Here is a 19,485-nt window from a genome sequence, read left to right as displayed (position 1 = left end):
TCTTTATATTATATAAGGGGGAAACCTAAAGCTTGGTCTCTTCCTCAAACTTGAGTAGAATTCTCTCCTCAAATGCACAATCCGCATTTTCTAACGTTTAAGGTCCACACATGTTTTATCCAGAGCAATTTGACGTCATCGTAATTGGTGGTGGTCATGCCGGTACTGAAGCAGCAATGGCAGCTGCACGTATGGGGCGTCAAACCCTATTACTGACTCACAATATTGATACATTGGGCCAGATGTCTTGCAACCCAGCCATCGGTGGGATCGGTAAGGGACATCTGGTTAGAGAAATTGATGCCCTAGGTGGTCTAATGGCCATCGCTACAGACAAAGCGGGTATTCAATTTAGAACATTAAATGCCAGCAAAGGGCCAGCTGTTCGTGCAACCCGAGCGCAAGCTGACCGTGTTCTGTATCGCCAAGCTGTCAGAATGGCTTTAGAAAATCAGCCTAATTTAATGATTTTCCAACAACCCGTAGAAGACTTGCTTGTTGAAAACAATCGAGTTACAGGGGCAATTACCCGTATGGGCTTAAAATTTAAAGCCAAAGCCGTGGTATTAACCGTTGGTACTTTCCTTGATGGCAAAATTCATATTGGTTTAGAAAATTACAGTGGCGGTCGTGCAGGGGATCCCCCTTCAATTTCACTTTCTCAACGTTTGAGAGAATTGCCTTTACGTGTTAATCGTTTAAAAACAGGAACGCCACCACGTATTGATGCAAGAACTATTGATTTCAGTCAGTTAGCTCAACAGCTAGGTGATGACCCAATGCCCGTTTTTTCATTCTTAGGTTCACAAGATCAACATCCACAACAGATGCCTTGTCATATCACCTATACCAATGAAAAAACCCATGATGTGATCAGAAATAACCTAGATCGTAGCCCTATGTATGCAGGGGTTATTGAAGGGATCGGCCCACGTTATTGCCCTTCGATCGAAGATAAAGTCATGCGTTTTGCAGATAAAGACTCACATCAGATCTTTTTAGAGCCAGAAGGCTTAACGAGCAATGAAATTTATCCTAACGGGATATCCACCAGCTTACCATTTGATGTTCAAATGCAAATTGTTCATTCCATGAAAGGAATGGAAAATGCACGGATCATTCGTCCTGGTTATGCTATCGAGTATGATTTCTTTGACCCTAGAGATCTAAAACAAACGCTTGAGAGTAAATTTATTGAAGGTTTATTCTTTGCTGGCCAAATTAACGGCACAACAGGTTATGAAGAAGCCGGAGCTCAAGGGCTATTAGCGGGCCTTAATGCTGCACAACATGCCTTTGGTTTAGACGGTTGGTTCCCTCGTCGTGACCAAGCTTATATCGGTGTTCTCGTTGACGACCTTTGTACTTTAGGGACAAAAGAACCTTACCGTATGTTTACTTCACGTGCGGAATACCGTTTGATGCTTCGTGAAGACAATGCCGATTTGCGACTCACTGAAAAAGGCCGAGAGTTAGGCTTAGTTGATGACGTACGTTGGGCTCACTTTAATAAAAAAGTTGAACTGATTGAAAAAGAACGTCAACGCTTAAAAGATATTTGGGTTCATCCTAAATCAGATAACCATACTGAGATAGATGGAATTTTAACCGTTCCATTATCGAAAGAAGCAAATGGGGAAGATTTACTGCGTCGTCCAGAAATGACGTATCAAATGCTAACCTCGCTTAACCTGTTTGCCCCAGGTATTGACGATCCTCAAGCTGCGGATCAAGTGGAAATCCAAGTTAAATACGAAGGTTATATCGCTCGCCAAAAAGAAGAAATCGAAAGACAACTACGTAATGAAAATACCTTGTTGCCTGTTGACCTCGATTACAAACAAGTAAAAGGGTTGTCGAACGAAGTCATGGCGAAACTGAACGACCATAAACCGACATCTATTGGTCAAGCATCACGAATTTCAGGGATTACGCCTGCAGCAATCTCTATCTTACTTGTTTGGCTGAAAAAACAAGGCATGCTACGCCGGAGTGCTTAACATGGATTTATTATCGAAACTTAATCAATTGTTAGCAAAAACCGATATTGACTTAACGGAAAAGCAAAAACAGCAGTTAGTTGACTATGTTGGGTTATTAGCTAAATGGAACAAAGCCTATAACCTGACTTCAGTACGTGACCCACAACAGATGTTGATCCGTCATATCATGGACAGCATAGTGGTGAACGGTCAACTCAACGGAACAAAATTTATTGATGTAGGAACGGGGCCAGGCTTACCTGGCGTTCCTTTAGCTATTGTTCGGCCTGATTCCCATTTTGTTTTATTGGACAGCTTAGGGAAGCGGATACGCTTTTTAAAACAGGTTCAACATGAACTAGGGCTAACGAATATCGAACCTGTTCAATCGCGTGTTGAAGAGTACCCAATTGAAAATGGTTTTGATGGGGTGATTAGCCGCGCATTTGCTTCACTGAACGATATGCTGAGTTGGTGCCATCATTTACCTTCATCTGGCGGTTGTTTTTATGCACTTAAAGGTGTCATTCGTGATGATGAAATGGCGCTACCAGAAGGTTTTGTGATTGAATCTATCACAGAGCTTGAAGTGCCTGAACTTGATGAACAGCGGCATTTGGTTAAAGTTTCTATAAAATAAAGTTGCTTTCTGTCAAAATATTTTGTCTTTTAGAGCGATAGTCGGTGTGTTACAAAGCACCGGCTATTCTTGTTTTTAGCTAGAGAGTAAATATTTATATTTCACGTGTTATTTACATAGAAATAACGAATAAGTTTCAAAAATAAGGTGTTGAAAGAAAAAATATAGGGAAATTGGCAATTTTGACTTAATCGATTTAGCTAGATAAATAGTTAATAGTGAAATATTTGATTTATCACTTTTAAATTTAACTTAAAAATCTACTTCTTTAATTGTTTGATTTACAGATTAAATCTATTTTTTGTTGTCAGTAAAGTTGAAAGAATAAATAAAGAGAATAAAGCTAAATGTGATATTTATCACATTAATGTGAATATATGCAGCAATTCATTAACTATTTATTAATTATTACAGCGACAATTCTGCGCCAACTCGAAAAAATTAAATATTTATTCACCTTTTCGCTACTTACTGATTGAATTCATTTCGCCTGCCCGTATAATTTGCACGTTTTTGTCTCTTGACACATTTACGCAAAGGCAGTTTTATACAACACTTAGCGTTTCTGAGGCTGAGAAGAGCTGGGAGTAAACAAAAAGTTATGTCTGTATCCCTTTATGACAACAAACACGCTGCAAAGCAGTTGTCTGTTCAGTTTATAACTTTAGTGATCCTCAGTGGGGCTTTCTGTGCAAATAGTATAGAATGGGGGGCCTCTGCTCTTGCTGGTGGGTTAGCATGCTGGTTACCAAATATCGTATTTATGCTGCTAGCACAATTTCAGAAAGCAAAAGGAGAGGATGAACCTGTCCGCATTGCCTGGTTCTTAGCATTAGGAGCAGGGCTAAAGGTTGTTACAACTATCGCTGTCTTAGTTGTTGCTTTCGGTGTGTTCAAAGCGTCATTAACACCACTGGGTTTGACCTATTTAGCGGTGCTAATTGTTCAGATTGTTGCACCAGCCGTTTTTAAACGGTAAGTATTTTTAAACTACAAAAGGGTAAGAGGCATCATGTCTGCATCAGGAGAAGTGATGACTACAGAGGATTACATAGGCCACCATCTGAGAAACCTTCAGTTGGACCTGAGTACCTTTAAGTTGGTCGATCCCCACGCTAGTCCAACATTTTGGACGTTGAACATTGACTCGCTTTTTTTCTCGGTAGTTCTCGGGGCTCTGTTCCTGTGGCTATTTAGAAGAGTTGCAGTTAATGCGACTAGTGGCGTACCCGGTAAGTTACAGACTGCAATAGAACTGATCATTGGTTTCGTTGATAACTCAGTCCGTGATATGTATCACGGCAAGAGCAAAGTTATTGCTCCTTTAGCATTAACGGTGTTCGTCTGGGTATTCTTAATGAACCTAATGGATTTACTCCCAATTGATTTCCTTCCGTATATTGCTGAGCATTATCTCGGGTTACCTGCATTACGTGCAGTGCCAACCGCAGATGTTAGTGTCACATTATCGATGGCTATTGGTGTGTTTATCCTAATCCTCTTCTACAGCATCAAAATGAAAGGAATTGGCGGATTTACAAAAGAGCTCACAATGCAGCCTTTTAACCATCCTGTCTTCATTCCAGTCAACTTGATTCTTGAAGGGGTAAGCCTGCTGTCAAAACCTGTATCACTCGGTCTGCGACTGTTTGGTAACATGTATGCAGGTGAATTGATCTTTATTCTTATCGCGGCTCTGCTACCGTGGTGGTCACAGTGGTTGTTAAGCCTACCTTGGGCTATCTTCCACATACTGATTATTACGCTACAAGCCTTTATTTTTATGGTTCTGACGGTTGTCTATCTGTCGATGGCATCTGAAGAACACTAATTTAATTTTATCAATAATTGTATTAACTGAAACAAACTGGAGACTGTCATGGAAAACCTGAGTATGGATCTGCTGTACATGGCTGCCGCTGTGATGATGGGCTTAGCGGCGATCGGTGCTGCGATCGGTATCGGCATCCTAGGTGGTAAATTTTTAGAAGGTGCTGCTCGTCAGCCAGATTTAATTCCTCTGCTGCGTACACAGTTCTTTATCGTAATGGGTCTGGTCGATGCTATTCCGATGATTGCTGTTGGTCTGGGCTTGTATGTAATGTTCGCTGTTGCCTAATTAACGTTACGGAACACTGTAAGAACATTAATTCACTAATGAATATGAGGTATTGTCTGTGAATCTAAATGCAACAATCCTCGGCCAGGCTATCGCGTTTGTCCTGTTTGTTTGGTTCTGTATGAAGTATGTATGGCCACCGATTATGGCGGCCATTGAAAAGCGTCAAAAAGAAATTGCTGACGGTTTATCTTCCGCAGAACGTGCTAAAAAGAACCTGGAACTGGCGCAAACCGACGCAACCGACCGACTGAAAAAAGCGAAAGCTGAAGCTCAAGTCATCATTGAACAAGCGAATAAACAACGCGTTCAAATGATTGATGAAGCAAAAGCAGAAGCGGAAGCAGAACGTGCAAAAATCGTCGCACAAGCGCAAGCTGAAATTGATGCTGAGCGTAAACGTGCACGTGAAGAGTTACGTAAACAGGTTGCGATGCTTGCTATCGCAGGTGCCGAGAAGATCATCGAACGTTCCGTGGATGAAGCTGCTAACAGCGACATCGTTGATAAACTAGTCGCTGAACTGTAAGGAGGGAGGGGCATGTCTGAAATTGCTACTGTAGCTCGCCCCTACGCCAAAGCAGCTTTTGACTTTGCTGTGGAAAACCAAGCTGTTGCTAAATGGCAGGAAATGCTAGCCTTCACCGCTGAGGTGACGCGCAATGAACAGGTTGGGGAGCTGCTTTCTGGTTCTATTGCACCAGAAACATTAGCTAAAACGTTTATCTCTGTTTGTGGAGATGAAATTGACGAGCATGTTCAGAATCTGATTCGTGTTATGGCAGATAACGGGCGTTTAACGACGCTGCCAGAAGTGTTGACGCAGTTTATCCAATTGCGCGATTCTCTGGAATCAACCATTGAAGTTGATGTGATTTCTGCTAACGAACTGAGTGAACAGCAGTCAGCTAAAATTTCTGCAGCGATGGAAAAACGTCTGTCACGCAAAGTTAAGCTGAATTGCAAAATTGATAAGTCTGTTATTGCTGGAGTGATCATTCGTGCTGGAGACCTCGTTATTGACGGGAGTATCCGCGGTCGCTTAGAGCGTTTAACTGACGTCTTGCAGTCTTAAGGGGACTGGAGCATATGCAACTGAATTCCACCGAAATCAGCGAACTGATCAAACAGCGTATTGCTCAGTTCGATGTTGTGAGTGAAGCTCACAATGAAGGTACGATTGTATCCGTTAATGACGGTATTATTCGTATTCACGGTTTAGCCGAAGTCATGCAGGGTGAAATGATCGCGCTGCCTGGCAACCGTTACGCTATCGCACTGAACTTAGAGCGTGACTCTGTTGGTGCGGTCGTTATGGGTCCTTATGCCGACTTGGCAGAAGGCATGAAAGTTAAATGTACTGGTCGTATTCTTGAAGTTCCAGTAGGCCGTGGCCTGCTAGGACGTGTTGTGAATACACTGGGTCAACCAATTGATGGTAAAGGTCCTGTTGATAACGATGGCTTCTCTCCTGTAGAAGTTATTGCGCCAGGTGTTATCGACCGTCAATCCGTTGATCAACCAGTTCAAACTGGTTATAAATCAGTCGATGCCATGATCCCAATCGGTCGTGGTCAGCGTGAGCTTGTTATCGGTGACCGTCAAACAGGTAAAACTGCTTTGGCTATCGATGCAATCATCAACCAACGCGACTCAGGCATCAAATGTGTGTACGTGGCTATCGGCCAGAAAGCGTCTACCGTTTCTAACGTAGTTCGTAAATTGGAAGAACACGGCGCACTGCAAAACACTATCGTTGTTGTTGCTACAGCATCTGAATCAGCTGCTCTGCAATACTTAGCGCCATATGCTGGTTGCGCGATGGGTGAATATTTCCGTGACCGCGGTGAAGATGCACTGATCGTATACGATGACCTGTCTAAACAGGCTGTTGCATACCGTCAAATCTCACTGTTGCTGCGTCGTCCACCAGGACGTGAAGCTTACCCAGGTGACGTTTTCTATCTGCACTCACGTTTACTTGAGCGTGCTGCTCGCGTTAACGCTGAATACGTAGAAAACTTTACTAAAGGCGAAGTTAAAGGCAAAACAGGTTCATTGACAGCTCTGCCTATCATTGAAACCCAAGCTGGTGACGTTTCTGCATTCGTACCAACAAACGTAATTTCGATTACAGATGGTCAGATCTTCCTGGAATCTAACCTGTTTAACTCTGGTATTCGTCCAGCGGTTAACCCAGGTATTTCAGTATCTCGTGTTGGTGGTGCTGCTCAGACTAAAATTATCAAGAAACTGTCTGGTGGTATCCGTACCGCACTTGCTCAGTATCGTGAACTGGCAGCGTTTGCTCAGTTTGCTTCCGACCTCGATGACGCGACTCGTAAACAGTTAAGTCATGGTCAGAAAGTAACTGAACTGCTGAAACAGAAACAGTATGCACCAATGTCAGTAGCAGAGCAGGCACTGTCTCTGTTCGCGGCAGAACGTGGGTTCTTGGATGATGTTGAGTTAGCGAAAATTGGTGCGTTTGAAGCTGCTTTAGTTTCTTTTGCACAGCGCGAGCATGCTGACCTTATGAACGAAATTGGCCCGGCTGGTAGCTATAACGATGATATCGAAGGCAAGTTGAAAAAACTGCTCGAATCATTTAAAGCAACTCAGTCCTGGTAATACTATTCGGCCCAGTTCCTAGGGCCGTCTGGTTAATAAGGAGAAGCAGAAATGGCCGGCGCAAAAGAGATACGTTCCAAGATCGGAAGTGTACAAAATACACAAAAGATCACTAAAGCGATGGAAATGGTCGCTGCGTCCAAAATGCGTAAAACGCAGGAACGCATGGCGGCCAGCCGTCCTTATGCAGAAACCATGCGCAGTGTGATTGGTCACCTAGCGTTAGGTAATCTGGAATATAAACATCCATATCTCGAAGAGCGTGAAGTTAAGCGTGTCGGGTATCTGGTTGTTTCAACAGACCGCGGTCTGTGTGGTGGCTTGAACATTAACCTGTTCAAAAAACTATTAGCAGATATGAAGTCATGGTCTGAGAAAAACGTTCAGGTTGATTTGGCTTTAATCGGTTCTAAAGCGGTATCATTCTTCGGTTCTGTGGGCGGCAATGTCGTGACTCAAGTTACCGGAATGGGGGATAACCCAACGCTTTCGGACTTGATTGGTCCAGTTAACACAATGCTACAAGCCTATGATGAAGGGCGTTTGGATAAACTGTATGTGGTGACGAATAAGTTCATCAATACAATGTCTCAGGAGCCAACTATTCTTCAATTGTTACCATTGCCTGCAAGCGATGATGAAACACTGAAGAAGAAGTCTTGGGATTACATTTACGAACCCGATCCTAAGGCGTTGCTGGATACCCTGCTACGTCGTTATATCGAGTCGCAGGTTTATCAGGGCGTCGTTGAAAACCTGGCTAGTGAGCAGGCCGCACGAATGGTAGCGATGAAAGCCGCTACTGATAATGGTGGAAACCTGATCAAAGAGTTGCAGTTGGTTTACAACAAAGCTCGTCAGGCCAGCATTACTCAGGAGCTTACCGAAATTGTTTCGGGTGCTTCCGCGGTTTAACAGCTAGGTTTACGAATTACGTAGAGGATTCAAGATGGCTACTGGAAAGATTATCCAGGTAATCGGCGCCGTTGTGGACGTCGAGTTCCCTCAAGATGACGTACCAAAAGTGTACGACGCTCTTGAGGTTGTTAACGGTAAAGAAAAACTGGTGCTGGAAGTTCAGCAACAGTTAGGCGGTGGTGTTGTCCGTTGTATCGCAATGGGTACATCAGATGGCCTGAGCCGTGGTTTAGAAGTTGTAAACTTAGAGCACCCAATTGAAGTACCAGTAGGTAAAGCAACTTTAGGACGTATCATGAACGTTCTGGGTCAACCTATTGATATGAAAGGTGATATCGGCGAAGAAGAGCGCTGGTCAATTCACCGTGCTGCACCTAGCTATGAAGAATTAGCTAACTCAACAGAACTGCTGGAAACCGGTATCAAAGTAATGGACTTAATCTGTCCATTCGCTAAAGGTGGTAAAGTTGGTCTGTTCGGTGGTGCGGGTGTTGGTAAAACAGTAAACATGATGGAACTGATCCGTAACATCGCGATTGAGCACTCAGGTTACTCAGTATTCGCAGGTGTTGGTGAGCGTACTCGTGAAGGGAACGACTTCTATCATGAAATGACCGACTCAAACGTTCTGGATAAAGTATCACTGGTTTATGGCCAGATGAATGAGCCACCAGGAAACCGTCTGCGCGTTGCGTTGACTGGTCTGACTATGGCTGAAAAATTCCGTGACGAAGGTCGTGACGTACTGCTGTTCGTTGACAACATCTATCGTTATACACTGGCAGGTACTGAAGTATCAGCACTGTTAGGTCGTATGCCTTCAGCGGTAGGTTATCAGCCAACGCTGGCGGAAGAGATGGGTGTTCTGCAAGAACGTATTACCTCAACTCAAACGGGTTCTATCACTTCCGTTCAAGCGGTTTACGTTCCTGCGGATGACTTAACTGACCCATCACCAGCAACTACCTTTGCTCACTTAGACGCAACAGTTGTTCTGAGCCGTCAAATCGCATCACTGGGTATTTACCCTGCGGTTGACCCTCTGGATTCTACTAGCCGTCAGCTTGACCCACTGGTTGTTGGTCAAGAGCACTATGATGTTGCTCGTGGCGTTCAGTCTATTCTGCAACGTTACCAAGAACTGAAAGATATCATTGCAATTCTGGGTATGGATGAACTGTCTGAAGAAGACAAACTGGTTGTTGCTCGTGCTCGTAAGATCCAGCGCTTCCTGTCTCAACCATTCTTCGTTGCTGAAGTATTTACCGGTTCACCAGGTAAGTTCGTTTCTCTGAAAGACACTATCCGTGGCTTCAGTGGGATCCTGAACGGTGATTACGACCACCTGCCAGAACAAGCGTTCTATATGGTTGGTACCATTGAAGAAGCTGTGGAAAAAGCGAAAAAGCTTTAATCCAGCTGACAGGAGGTTGATATGGTAGCTGCAATGACATACCACCTGACTGTAGTGAGTGCTGAAAAACAAATGTTTGAAGGCATGGTACAGAAAATTCAGGTGACAGGTAGTGAAGGTGAGCTGGGGATTTACCCGCAGCATACCCCGCTGCTGACTGCCATAAAACCGGGCATGGTACGTATTACCAAACAGTTTGGTGAAGAAGAGCTAATTTACCTCTCCGGCGGTATTTTAGAAGTACAACCAAATGGTGTTATCGTACTCGCTGATACAGCGATCCGTGGTAAAGATTTAGACGAAGCTCGTGCAGTGGAGTCTAAACGCAAAGCGGAAGAACACGTCCGTAAAGCTCACGGCGATGTTGATTATGCTCAGGCATCAGCAGAACTTGCAAAAGCAATAGCGAAACTTCGAGTCATCGAGTTAACTAAAAAGCTAATGTAATGATAGCGGTATAGTAAAAAAAGCCAGTTGGTTAAGTCTAACTGGCTTTTTTATTTGAGCGAAATATGTAGTAATTTATAAAGGAAATAGGTTTACTTTCATCCCTAAGTTGGAGTTTCAGGAAAAATGACTGTGCAAAGAAAAAGTGTCGTGATTTTAGCTGCCGGTAAAGGCACACGGATGTATTCAGAGCTACCTAAAGTTTTGCATTTGCTTGCAGGCAAACCAATGGTTCAGCATGTTATAGATACAGCAAAATCCATTGGTGCATCAGATATTCATCTGGTATACGGACATGGCGGTGATTTACTGAAAGAAAAACTAGGTGAGCAAAACCTCAATTGGGTATTGCAGGCCGAACAGCTCGGCACTGGCCATGCGATGCAACAAGCCGCGCCAAGCTTTCAAGACGATGAAAATATTGTCATGTTATATGGCGATGTACCATTAATTGCTAAAGATACCTTAGATCGCTTAATTGAAGTGAAGCCAGAAGGTGGTATTGGCTTGCTGACGGTTATTTTAGATAACCCAACAGGGTATGGCCGTATCATTCGTGAAAATAATGAAGTTGTCGGTATTATTGAGCAAAAAGATGCGACTGAAGAGCAACGTAAAATCCAAGAGATTAACACTGGGATCATGGTTGCCAGTGGTAAAGATTTCAAACGTTGGTTGGCACAGCTGAACAACGATAACGCACAAGGCGAATACTATATTACTGATATTATTGCATTAGCACATAAAGAAGGTAATAAAATTGCAACCGTTCATCCTAAACATTTAAGTGAGATGGAAGGGGTGAATAACCGCCTACAGCTGGCTGCGTTAGAAAGAGTTTATCAGAAAGAACAAGCGGAAAAACTGTTATTAGCCGGTGTTATGTTGATTGACCCTGCACGTTTTGACCTGCGCGGAAATCTAACTCATGGTCGCGATATTATTATTGATACTAACGTGATTATCGAAGGTAACGTTACATTAGGGAATAACGTACATATTCAATCTGGCTGTATTTTGAAAGATTGTGTAATCGGTGATAACTCAGTGATTAGCCCGTATTCAGTCATAGAAAACTCTGAATTATCAGCTGAATGTACGGTTGGTCCTTTTGCGCGTTTACGTCCAGGTGCTAAATTAGCAGCCAAAGCACACGTCGGTAATTTCGTCGAAATGAAAAATGCCTCTTTAGGTTTAGGTTCTAAAGCGGGTCATTTAAGTTACCTAGGCGATGCTCAAATCGGTGATAACGTCAATATTGGCGCAGGTACCATAACTTGTAATTATGATGGCGCCAATAAACATAAAACTGTTATTGGTGATGATGTATTTGTAGGTTCAGACACTCAATTAGTCGCTCCAGTTTCTGTAGCAAAAGGTGCAACAATTGGCGCGGGTACGACGGTAACTCGTGACGTGAATGAAGACGAACTCGTTGTCAGCCGTGTAAAGCAAATGCATATTAAAAACTGGCAACGTCCAGTTAAGAAAAAATAAGTAAATATTGAGGAGAGGTAGCGTTATCTCTCCTATGATAAAAAAGCTATTTAAATAGCAAAAATTAAAATAGCTACCCAAGGTAGCAATATAAAAATAATATCCCCATTTTCTACAAGGCTGGGGAGCAGTGAAAACTGTACAACAATTAGGTTGCGACAAATAAAGGTTTCTCAAGAAAGAAACCTTTTGTCTAGGAATCAAAAAAATATGTGTGGAATTGTAGGTGCTGTTGCACAACGTGATATTGCAGAAATTCTGTTAGAAGGTCTTCGTCGTCTTGAATATCGTGGTTATGACTCAGCGGGTATGGCTGTAGTTGATCACGAAGGTCATTTGCAACGCTTACGTGAAGTCGGCAAAGTGCAAATGTTAGCGGAAGAAGCGGAGAAAAACCCAGTATCGGGTGGAACGGGGATTGCACATACCCGTTGGGCGACTCATGGTATTCCAAGTGAACGTAATGCTCACCCACATACCTCTGGTTATATTGCCGTTGTTCATAACGGCATTATTGAAAACTATTTAGAACTGAAAGATGAACTGAAAAAACTCGGTTATGTCTTTAGTTCAGAAACAGACACTGAAGTGATTGCCCATCTTGTTCACCATGAACAACAAAAAGGTGGCTCGCTGGTGGAAGTGGTTCAACGTGTTATCCCACAATTACGCGGTGCTTACGGTACGGTAATTATGGATAGCCGTATTCCTGAATTATTAGTCGCTGCACGTTCTGGTAGCCCATTGGTTATTGGTTTAGGTGTCGGTGAAAACTTCTTAGCATCAGACCAATTAGCATTGTTGCCTGTGACTCGCCGCTTTATCTACCTTGAAGAAGGGGATGTTGCTGAAGTTACTCGTCGTACTGTTCGTATTTTTGATAAAAATGGTGAAGCGGTTGACCGCGAGCAAATTGAATCAAACATTCAATATGATGCGGGCGATAAAGGCATTTACCGTCATTACATGCAAAAAGAGATTTATGAACAGCCGATGGCGATTAAAAACACCCTTGAAGGGCGTTTTAGCAAAGACAATGGTATCGATTTAAGCGAATTAGGCCCTCGTGCGAGTGAAATTTTATCTCAAGTTGAACATATCCAAATCGTAGCTTGCGGAACATCTTACAATGCTGGCATGGTGGCGCGTTATTGGTTTGAGTCTTTGGCCGGTATTCCCTGTGATGTGGAAATTGCTTCTGAGTATCGTTATCGCAACCCTGCACACCGTAAAAACAGTTTAATGATAACACTGTCTCAATCAGGTGAAACCGCAGATACACTCGCAGCCCTGCGTTTATCTAAAGAATTAGGCTATTTGACCTCTTTAGCAGTGTGTAACGTTGCGGGCTCTTCACTGGTACGTGAATCTGAATTTGCCCTGATGACCAAAGCAGGGGCTGAAATTGGTGTGGCATCCACTAAAGCGTTTACTACTCAGCTAACTGTCTTACTGATGCTAGTGGCGTATATGGGTCGCTTGAAAGGCGCCAACCCTGAGCTCGAAGAAAACATTTCTCACGCTCTACATGCATTGCCTGCGCGTATTGAAAGCATGTTATCGCAAGATAAAGTTATCGAAGCATTGGCAGAAGATTTCTCAGATAAACACCATGCGTTGTTCTTAGGCCGCGGTGATCAGTTCCCTATTGCCGTTGAAGGAGCACTGAAATTAAAAGAGATTTCTTACATTCACGCAGAAGCGTATGCTGCTGGTGAGTTAAAGCATGGCCCATTAGCGTTAATTGATGCCGACATGCCTGTTATCATCGTTGCACCTAACAATGAACTGTTAGAAAAACTGAAATCAAACATCGAGGAAGTTCGTGCGCGTGGTGGTTTGCTGTATGTATTTGCTGACCAAGATGCGGGCTTTGAAGCCAGTGAAAATATGAAAATTGTTTCTCTGCCTCATGTTGAAGAGCTCATCGCACCTATTTTCTACACCGTTCCTCTGCAACTGTTGTCTTATCACGTTGCATTGATTAAAGGTACAGACGTAGACCAACCCCGTAACTTGGCGAAGTCGGTGACAGTTGAGTAATCAATAAATTGATTAATAAAGGGCTCATTATTTAACCGTAATGAGCCTTTTTATTTTTTTGTCATAATATAATTTCTATTTTTTGTTTTTTTTAATATAACATAATAAAAAACAAGGAAATAAACATATGGAAATTATATTTATTGATATTATTGATAAGGAATATGAATTTGTATGCCAACTATATTGGCAGCTTGAAGAAAATGGCCGATTTTCATATTCAATGATTAAGATAGAAGAAAAAACACAATTAAAATCCAAAGAAATAAAAGCTATTGTGGCTAGAAGCTGCAAAGCTTATTGTTTAAAACTAAAATGTGTAGCATGTGGTGAAATGGAATTTTTACGAGATAGGAGCCATTTTTCACATTTAATTAATTTTGAACATATTTGTGTTGATTGTATTCGTATAGAGAATGAAAAAGAAAGGCAAGAAAAAATTGAATATATTGATAATCTATTATTTTTAAAAAAAGAAAATGCTTTAAGTATCAATGATCTTTCTTTTGAAAATAGTGTTTTTTTACTTGCACTTATACGGTGTTGTGCTGATGAAAATCTAATGTATTTAGATAGCTTGGATAATCAAAGGTATAAAAAATTAACACCGAATTATAAGTTTGACCTGTTAATCATAGAACAGCTTTATACTGCAGGTGTGATTGCAGTAAGTTCAGTTACTAATTTAAAGTATATAAGTGTTAGTGAAGATTATATTTTAATAATATATTTATGTGCTGGGAAGTTATTTTTAAAGAAACTAATAGTTTATCTACGATTATTGACCTACTAGAGCTAAAGTTAGCTAATATTTATTACTTACAAGAAAATAAAAAATCACTGATTGAGTTATGTAAGAAAAATAATCTATTTGAGTGTTTTTTTTATTTGAATTATGAAATGGATGAATATAATTTTACATCTTTTCAGATTGGTGAAAAAACAACAAAAAACATCACCTATTTATTAGAAAAATTATCTGTTGGGCAAGTTTTCTATATTATATCTAAAACGGTTACTGATGCTTTTTTATATCACCAAAAAAAATCGACTAAAATCAACAAAGGGCAAGCTGCGAACTCTGTTGTTGATGCAATGAAGCGAATGCATGAAAGGTATCTAGCTAATGGATGGTCTCCCTATTCAAAATATCGGCCTCGTCATTGCCCTCAATCGGTACTTTGTCAGGTTTTATTTGTATTTATCTTGCAAACAGATGATGGCGGTATTCATAAATCGTTAAAACAAATTATAACTGACGATGATAAGGGGATTTTCTTGAATCATTAAAACTGATTTTATGTCTTAATGATTCAATCACCTAATCTTGCTGCATAGGAAAGTAAAACACATTTTTCATACTAGATAATTTTAAAATAATATCAGCACCAAGAATGATAAAATTAAGTATTATTATTTCTTCTTAAATCCACCTTAATTATTATGTTTAGTGTTTTTTATTTAAATTAAATATATAAATGTATTGGGAAATAAATCCGTAATATACTGATGGTAAGAATAACCCGACAATCTGTTTTTGCCGGGTTATTCTTTATTAAAATGAAAATTTACTTTTTTTATTATATCTTTCTATTAATATGTCTTTCCCATTTTTTAAAGTGATGTTGTGAGTAAATAGATTATCATTTATTGTTAGTTTTTTGTTTTTATTGGTTATTTTGATGATGTAATTATTTATTTTATATATGGAACCATCCGGTTCATTTTTTAATAAATCAAACATATTGATAAAAATTGCATTTTCACTATTTATTTTGTTTTCATTATGATTTTGTATTAACTCTATTTTTTTTGAGTTTGGTGAACTATAAATAAAATAAAGGTTTTTTTTTATTAAATCATTTTTAAATGCGCTAATATCGTATTCTAATGATTCTTTTTTTATGAGGTTTTGTGCTTTATTTTTGTGTGTGTTTTTTAAATTTTTTGTGTTTGTATCTATCTTTTCAAATTTCATCTTTAATAAAGAGACACAGTTAGTGTTGATGGGTTTTTCTTTTATATTGTAGCTGAATGATTTTTTATTATTAATAATACTATTGTTATTATTTATTTCTATAAAATATTTTAATCTATCTATGTTCATTTTTAATGATCTCCATTTGGTTTATAATTATTTTATTGGAGTGGAGTCATTATCTATATCAAAAAAAGAGACTTAGGCTAACCCTTTAATAAATTTTCCAAATCATTAAATATAGATTGCCATTCATTATCATTAATTTCCATGAATCCCATATAGCGCAGCATAAAAGCGCCTTCAGTGGCTAGAAAAACAATTCTGGCCTGTTTACCTTTTTCTGTTGAGGTGTCTAACTTAGCAAGCCGTTCACGATACCAAGTACGCGTACTTTCCAGGTATTCAGGGGTTTGTAATAAGGATGCCATTAAGGAAGCGCCTTTTGCCATTGCAACTTTATCGTGCTGGTGGGTAGCTTGCATATGAGCAAAAATTTGCCCTTCAGGAGAGTTATCTTGCAGCGTCACTTGATTAAAAATTTCATCGTAAGACTGGCCCCAACGCTCAAACATTGCATCAATTAAGGCATCTTTATTGCCAAAACAGTACTGAACACCGCCTTTAGAGATCCCCATCGCTTTGGCAACTGCATCGATAGTGAGAGCGGTAGCACCTTGTTGTAGAACAATATCTTCAGCGGCATCAAGTAATTTTTCTCTATCGATTGTTCGTTGACGTCCCATTTAGAAAAACCTCTTTTCAATACGTACGTATGGATTTATATTGTAGCACGATCAGCACAAAAATCATGATCAAATAAACTCATTGAGAGAATTTTATGTTAACCGATTATAAGCGCTGGATAGTGCTTCTATTAGTTTCAAGTGTACTGTTTCTTATCGTTATTGATGTCACTGTACTGTATACCGCGTTACCTAAATTAACCCATGATTTAGGCGCTACGTCATCTGAAAAACTGTGGATAATGAATGCTTACCCACTGGTGGTCGCTGGGTTATTACCTGCTGCAGGGATGCTAAGTGATAAAGTTGGTCACAAGCAAATGTTTTTATTGGGGCTACCGTTATTTGGTTTAGCCTCGTTGTGTGCTGCTTTTTCACCAACAGCAACAAGTTTGATTTTGTCTCGAGGTTTTTTAGCTGTTGGCGCAGCGTTAAGTATGCCTGCCACCCTTGCTATTGTCAGGCATGTTTTTTTAGATCCAAAAGAAAGGGCATTAGCTATTGGAATATGGTCTGCGGTTGCATCTGGTGGTGCGGCAATTGGTCCTTTGATCGGCGGTATCTTACTTAACCACTTTTGGTGGGGCTCTGTTTTTTTAATTAATGTTCCAGTCGTTTTATTGGTTATTCCGTTTGCGTGTTACTTGATCCCTAAGTGTGGTGGTAACAGCGACAAAAAAATCGACATTTTCGGTTCTATTTTAGTCTTAATTGGCTTAATTGGCGTTATTTATGCGTTGAAGGAGCTCGGAAAACCTTATACAGACTGGCCTGCGGTATGGGCTTCAGGCGTTATTGGTGTTTTCTTTTTGGTGGTATTTAGAAATCGACAAGTTAAATCAATATCCCCAATGATTGATTTTACGCTATTAAAGCATCCTAAATTCAATGCAGGGCTGATGATGGCTGTGTTATCTATCGTGGTTATCGTTGGTGTTGAATTATTGCTCAGCCAACGGCTGCAACTGGTTTTAGGTTATACTCCGTTTGAAGCGGCTTTATATATCATTCCAATTCCATTGGCTTCAGTGATAGCTGCACCATTGGCAGGTATGTACCTTCATAAATTTGGTGAGATAAAACTCACTGTTTTCGGGTTTACTTGTACGTTAATTGGTGTCGTTGGTTTAACGATGGTGTACCAAACTTCGACAGGTATTTTGTTACTTTCATTCCTCTTTCTTATTGGGTTTGGCCTTGGTGCGATATTCACGACGGCGTCAACGACAGTGATGTTAAATGCCCCTGATGAAAAAGCAGGAATGGCAGCATCAATTGAAGAAATTGCTTATGAAATTGGCAGTGTCTTAGGTGTCACCTTTATGGGGGGATTAATGAGTGCTATCTATACGTTAAAACTCTCATTACCTGAAGACATGACTGTCAGCGATAAAGTTTATGACAGTATTGATGAGGCCTTATTAGTTTCTGAATCACTACCAGAAAATACTGCATCAGCATTGATAAATCAGGCAAATATTGCCTTTGACCATGCTTTCTTAGGGGTGATGGTAGCAACTATTTTTGTTCTGCTGATCAGTATTATTGTTCTGCCTTATTTGTTACGTTCCAAAAAGGCATTAGTAAATTAATTAGGTTGATTTTCCCGCAAAAAGGGAGCTTTTACTCCCTTTTGCTCTTTATTTTATTTTGCGGATTAATACCGTTGCGAGTAATGGGCTAATTGCAAATAGGGCGAATAACCAGATTGAAGCTTGCTGTGCTCCCGCGATCCCTCCGGGGCTAATTAACCCGCTATTATTGACGACGACTCCCACTAAGGCGGCAGATAGCGCGGTTGCATACAATTGAATGGTAATAATTGAAGATGATGCGAGATTTTCCTCACCCTCTGGCGCATTCTTAAAAACTCGTAGTACGAGATGAGGCCAACACACGCCAATTCCTAGACCAACCCCAGCCATGGCGATGAGATAAATAACGAACAATGGCCATGATTCGATAAGCTGTTGATTATGCGTTAGAACAGCAAGTACAATTAAAGAAATAAATATGATGAACGGGCCTGTTCGAATAATTCGGATAACAATAGCCCCCGTTTTATTGGCACTAAAGAGTGCCCCAATGGTCCAACCCGCTGCCATTATTGCAGTTAAATAACCGGCTGTGAGCGGAGAAAACAGATGGATGGTTTGTAAGAAATAAGGGACATAAATTTCGGTTGTCATGCCACCAACTAACAAACACATGGTTAAAAATATGACGCCAAGGGGATTCTTGAGTGAATAGGCTCCTGTTGGTAATAAACGTTTGTCATTTTTACCATCGAGTAAAGCAATAGTCAGCAGTATGGCTAGGCCAATTAACAAGCCAATTAGGTTCATGAATAAACTATCAGACAAACTTCCAATTGAGATAGCAAGAACGGATATCGCTAACAGAGAAATCGCTAAGAATGGAATTTTACTGGTTTTTGGTGCTTGAGTTTGTTTTTTAGGGAGTTGATTGATGACAATGAGCGCTAGAAAAACCGCGACAGGAAGTAAAGCCCAAAACGCCCAACGCCAGTGGCCACTTTCAGCAAAAATACCACCAATTGCAGGGCCACAGAGTGTTGCTATTCCCCACATACCTGAAACAACACCCATGGCTCGAGACCATAAGTTTTCAGTAAAAACAATGCGAATTAATGCATAGCTAAGAGCAAATAAAATACCGCCACCAAGTCCTTGTAATGCTCTCCCGCCTAGTAATACCAACATTGATGGGGAAGCTGCGCACCAAATAGACCCTAAAGAAAATAGAATGAGCGCGAATAAATAAGAAAATTTAGGCCCAAAACTGTCTAATACTTTACTGGAAAGGGCAGAACCAACAATGGATGTTGCGACAAATAAAGTGGTATTCCATGCGTAATATTCAAGGCCGCCAATATCGTTAACGACACTGGGCAATATGGTTGTTACGATATAAATATTGATAGCATGTAGTGCAACACCGCCAGTTAAAGCAATAGTGAGTAACGCATTGGTGCCACTGAGTAAATCAGCCCACTTGGCTTGAGGTACGGTTGAAGTTTCATTGCTCATAGAGAGACCCGCTAGACGGA

At 40.7% G+C, this 19,485-nt stretch carries 19 protein-coding genes; 16 read left to right on the top strand and 3 right to left on the bottom strand.

Annotated features, from left to right (window positions below):
• Positions 1–110: 110 nt before the first annotated feature.
• The 15 genes from mnmG to PR725_RS15730 all read left to right on the top strand — a co-directional run bounded on the left by mnmG (position 111) and on the right by PR725_RS15730 (position 14,981).
• The gene (gene mnmG / locus PR725_RS15800; RefSeq protein WP_004906733.1) at positions 111–2,000 is read left to right on the top strand and encodes a tRNA uridine-5-carboxymethylaminomethyl(34) synthesis enzyme MnmG; all 1,890 of its coding nucleotides are present in this window, start codon (positions 111–113) and stop codon (positions 1,998–2,000) included.
• Position 2,001: 1 nt separating this feature from the next.
• The gene (gene rsmG / locus PR725_RS15795; protein ID WP_272569735.1) at positions 2,002–2,622 is read left to right on the top strand and encodes a 16S rRNA (guanine(527)-N(7))-methyltransferase RsmG; all 621 of its coding nucleotides are present in this window, start codon (positions 2,002–2,004) and stop codon (positions 2,620–2,622) included.
• Between the two features lie 601 nt (positions 2,623–3,223).
• The gene (atpI, locus tag PR725_RS15790; RefSeq protein WP_004906317.1) at positions 3,224–3,601 is read left to right on the top strand and encodes a F0F1 ATP synthase subunit I; all 378 of its coding nucleotides are present in this window, start codon (positions 3,224–3,226) and stop codon (positions 3,599–3,601) included.
• A 33-nt stretch (positions 3,602–3,634) separates the two neighbouring features.
• Complete coding sequence (gene atpB, locus PR725_RS15785) at positions 3,635–4,453, top strand: F0F1 ATP synthase subunit A (RefSeq protein WP_004906738.1); 819 nt, start codon at positions 3,635–3,637, stop codon at positions 4,451–4,453.
• A gap of 48 nt (positions 4,454–4,501) precedes the next feature.
• Positions 4,502–4,741, top strand: a complete 240-nt coding sequence (gene atpE / locus PR725_RS15780) for a F0F1 ATP synthase subunit C (protein ID WP_004093904.1) — start codon at positions 4,502–4,504, stop codon at positions 4,739–4,741.
• A gap of 58 nt (positions 4,742–4,799) precedes the next feature.
• Positions 4,800–5,270, top strand: a complete 471-nt coding sequence (atpF, locus tag PR725_RS15775; protein ID WP_004906301.1) for a F0F1 ATP synthase subunit B — start codon at positions 4,800–4,802, stop codon at positions 5,268–5,270.
• A 12-nt stretch (positions 5,271–5,282) separates the two neighbouring features.
• The gene (gene atpH, locus PR725_RS15770) at positions 5,283–5,816 is read left to right on the top strand and encodes a F0F1 ATP synthase subunit delta (RefSeq protein ID WP_004906300.1); all 534 of its coding nucleotides are present in this window, start codon (positions 5,283–5,285) and stop codon (positions 5,814–5,816) included.
• Between the two features lie 14 nt (positions 5,817–5,830).
• Positions 5,831–7,372, top strand: coding sequence for a F0F1 ATP synthase subunit alpha (gene atpA, locus PR725_RS15765; protein ID WP_004906297.1), 1,542 nt, complete (start codon positions 5,831–5,833; stop codon positions 7,370–7,372).
• Between the two features lie 51 nt (positions 7,373–7,423).
• Positions 7,424–8,287: a F0F1 ATP synthase subunit gamma gene (gene atpG, locus PR725_RS15760; RefSeq protein ID WP_110731519.1), complete on the top strand. Its 864-nt coding sequence runs from the start codon at positions 7,424–7,426 to the stop codon at positions 8,285–8,287.
• Between the two features lie 34 nt (positions 8,288–8,321).
• Positions 8,322–9,704: a F0F1 ATP synthase subunit beta gene (gene atpD / locus PR725_RS15755; protein WP_004906293.1), complete on the top strand. Its 1,383-nt coding sequence runs from the start codon at positions 8,322–8,324 to the stop codon at positions 9,702–9,704.
• Between the two features lie 21 nt (positions 9,705–9,725).
• A complete protein-coding gene (locus PR725_RS15750; RefSeq protein WP_004906291.1) occupies positions 9,726–10,151 on the top strand; it encodes a F0F1 ATP synthase subunit epsilon in 426 nt (141 codons plus the stop codon).
• Positions 10,152–10,277: 126 nt separating this feature from the next.
• A complete protein-coding gene (glmU, locus tag PR725_RS15745; protein WP_042851475.1) occupies positions 10,278–11,648 on the top strand; it encodes a bifunctional UDP-N-acetylglucosamine diphosphorylase/glucosamine-1-phosphate N-acetyltransferase GlmU in 1,371 nt (456 codons plus the stop codon).
• A gap of 210 nt (positions 11,649–11,858) precedes the next feature.
• Complete coding sequence (gene glmS / locus PR725_RS15740) at positions 11,859–13,691, top strand: glutamine--fructose-6-phosphate transaminase (isomerizing) (protein ID WP_272569731.1); 1,833 nt, start codon at positions 11,859–11,861, stop codon at positions 13,689–13,691.
• Positions 13,692–13,818: 127 nt separating this feature from the next.
• Complete coding sequence (locus PR725_RS15735) at positions 13,819–14,484, top strand: hypothetical protein (RefSeq protein WP_272569729.1); 666 nt, start codon at positions 13,819–13,821, stop codon at positions 14,482–14,484.
• The gene (locus PR725_RS15730) at positions 14,424–14,981 is read left to right on the top strand and encodes a hypothetical protein (protein WP_272569726.1); all 558 of its coding nucleotides are present in this window, start codon (positions 14,424–14,426) and stop codon (positions 14,979–14,981) included. Before PR725_RS15735 ends, PR725_RS15730 begins: the two co-directional genes overlap by 61 nt.
• A gap of 265 nt (positions 14,982–15,246) precedes the next feature.
• Here the strand turns inward: PR725_RS15730 and PR725_RS15725 are convergent, their stop codons facing one another.
• Both PR725_RS15725 and PR725_RS15720 read right to left on the bottom strand, forming a co-directional pair.
• A complete protein-coding gene (locus PR725_RS15725; protein WP_272569724.1) occupies positions 15,247–15,798 on the bottom strand; it encodes a hypothetical protein in 552 nt (183 codons plus the stop codon).
• A 77-nt stretch (positions 15,799–15,875) separates the two neighbouring features.
• A complete protein-coding gene (locus PR725_RS15720; RefSeq protein ID WP_272569722.1) occupies positions 15,876–16,415 on the bottom strand; it encodes a TetR/AcrR family transcriptional regulator in 540 nt (179 codons plus the stop codon).
• Between the two features lie 95 nt (positions 16,416–16,510).
• On the opposite strand from PR725_RS15720, the gene PR725_RS15715 reads away from it, so the two are divergent.
• Positions 16,511–18,007: an MFS transporter gene (locus PR725_RS15715; protein WP_123382688.1), complete on the top strand. Its 1,497-nt coding sequence runs from the start codon at positions 16,511–16,513 to the stop codon at positions 18,005–18,007.
• Between the two features lie 48 nt (positions 18,008–18,055).
• Here the strand turns inward: PR725_RS15715 and PR725_RS15710 are convergent, their stop codons facing one another.
• Positions 18,056–19,465, bottom strand: coding sequence for an MFS transporter (locus PR725_RS15710; protein WP_272569720.1), 1,410 nt, complete (start codon positions 19,463–19,465; stop codon positions 18,056–18,058).
• Between the last annotated feature and the right edge of the window lie 20 nt (positions 19,466–19,485).

This window comes from Providencia sp. PROV255 (assembly GCF_028478065.1).
GTDB lineage: Bacteria > Pseudomonadota > Gammaproteobacteria > Enterobacterales > Enterobacteriaceae > Providencia > Providencia rettgeri.
Note: the sequence above shows the minus strand (reverse complement) of the source record. Positions and strands in the feature narration are given on the sequence as shown.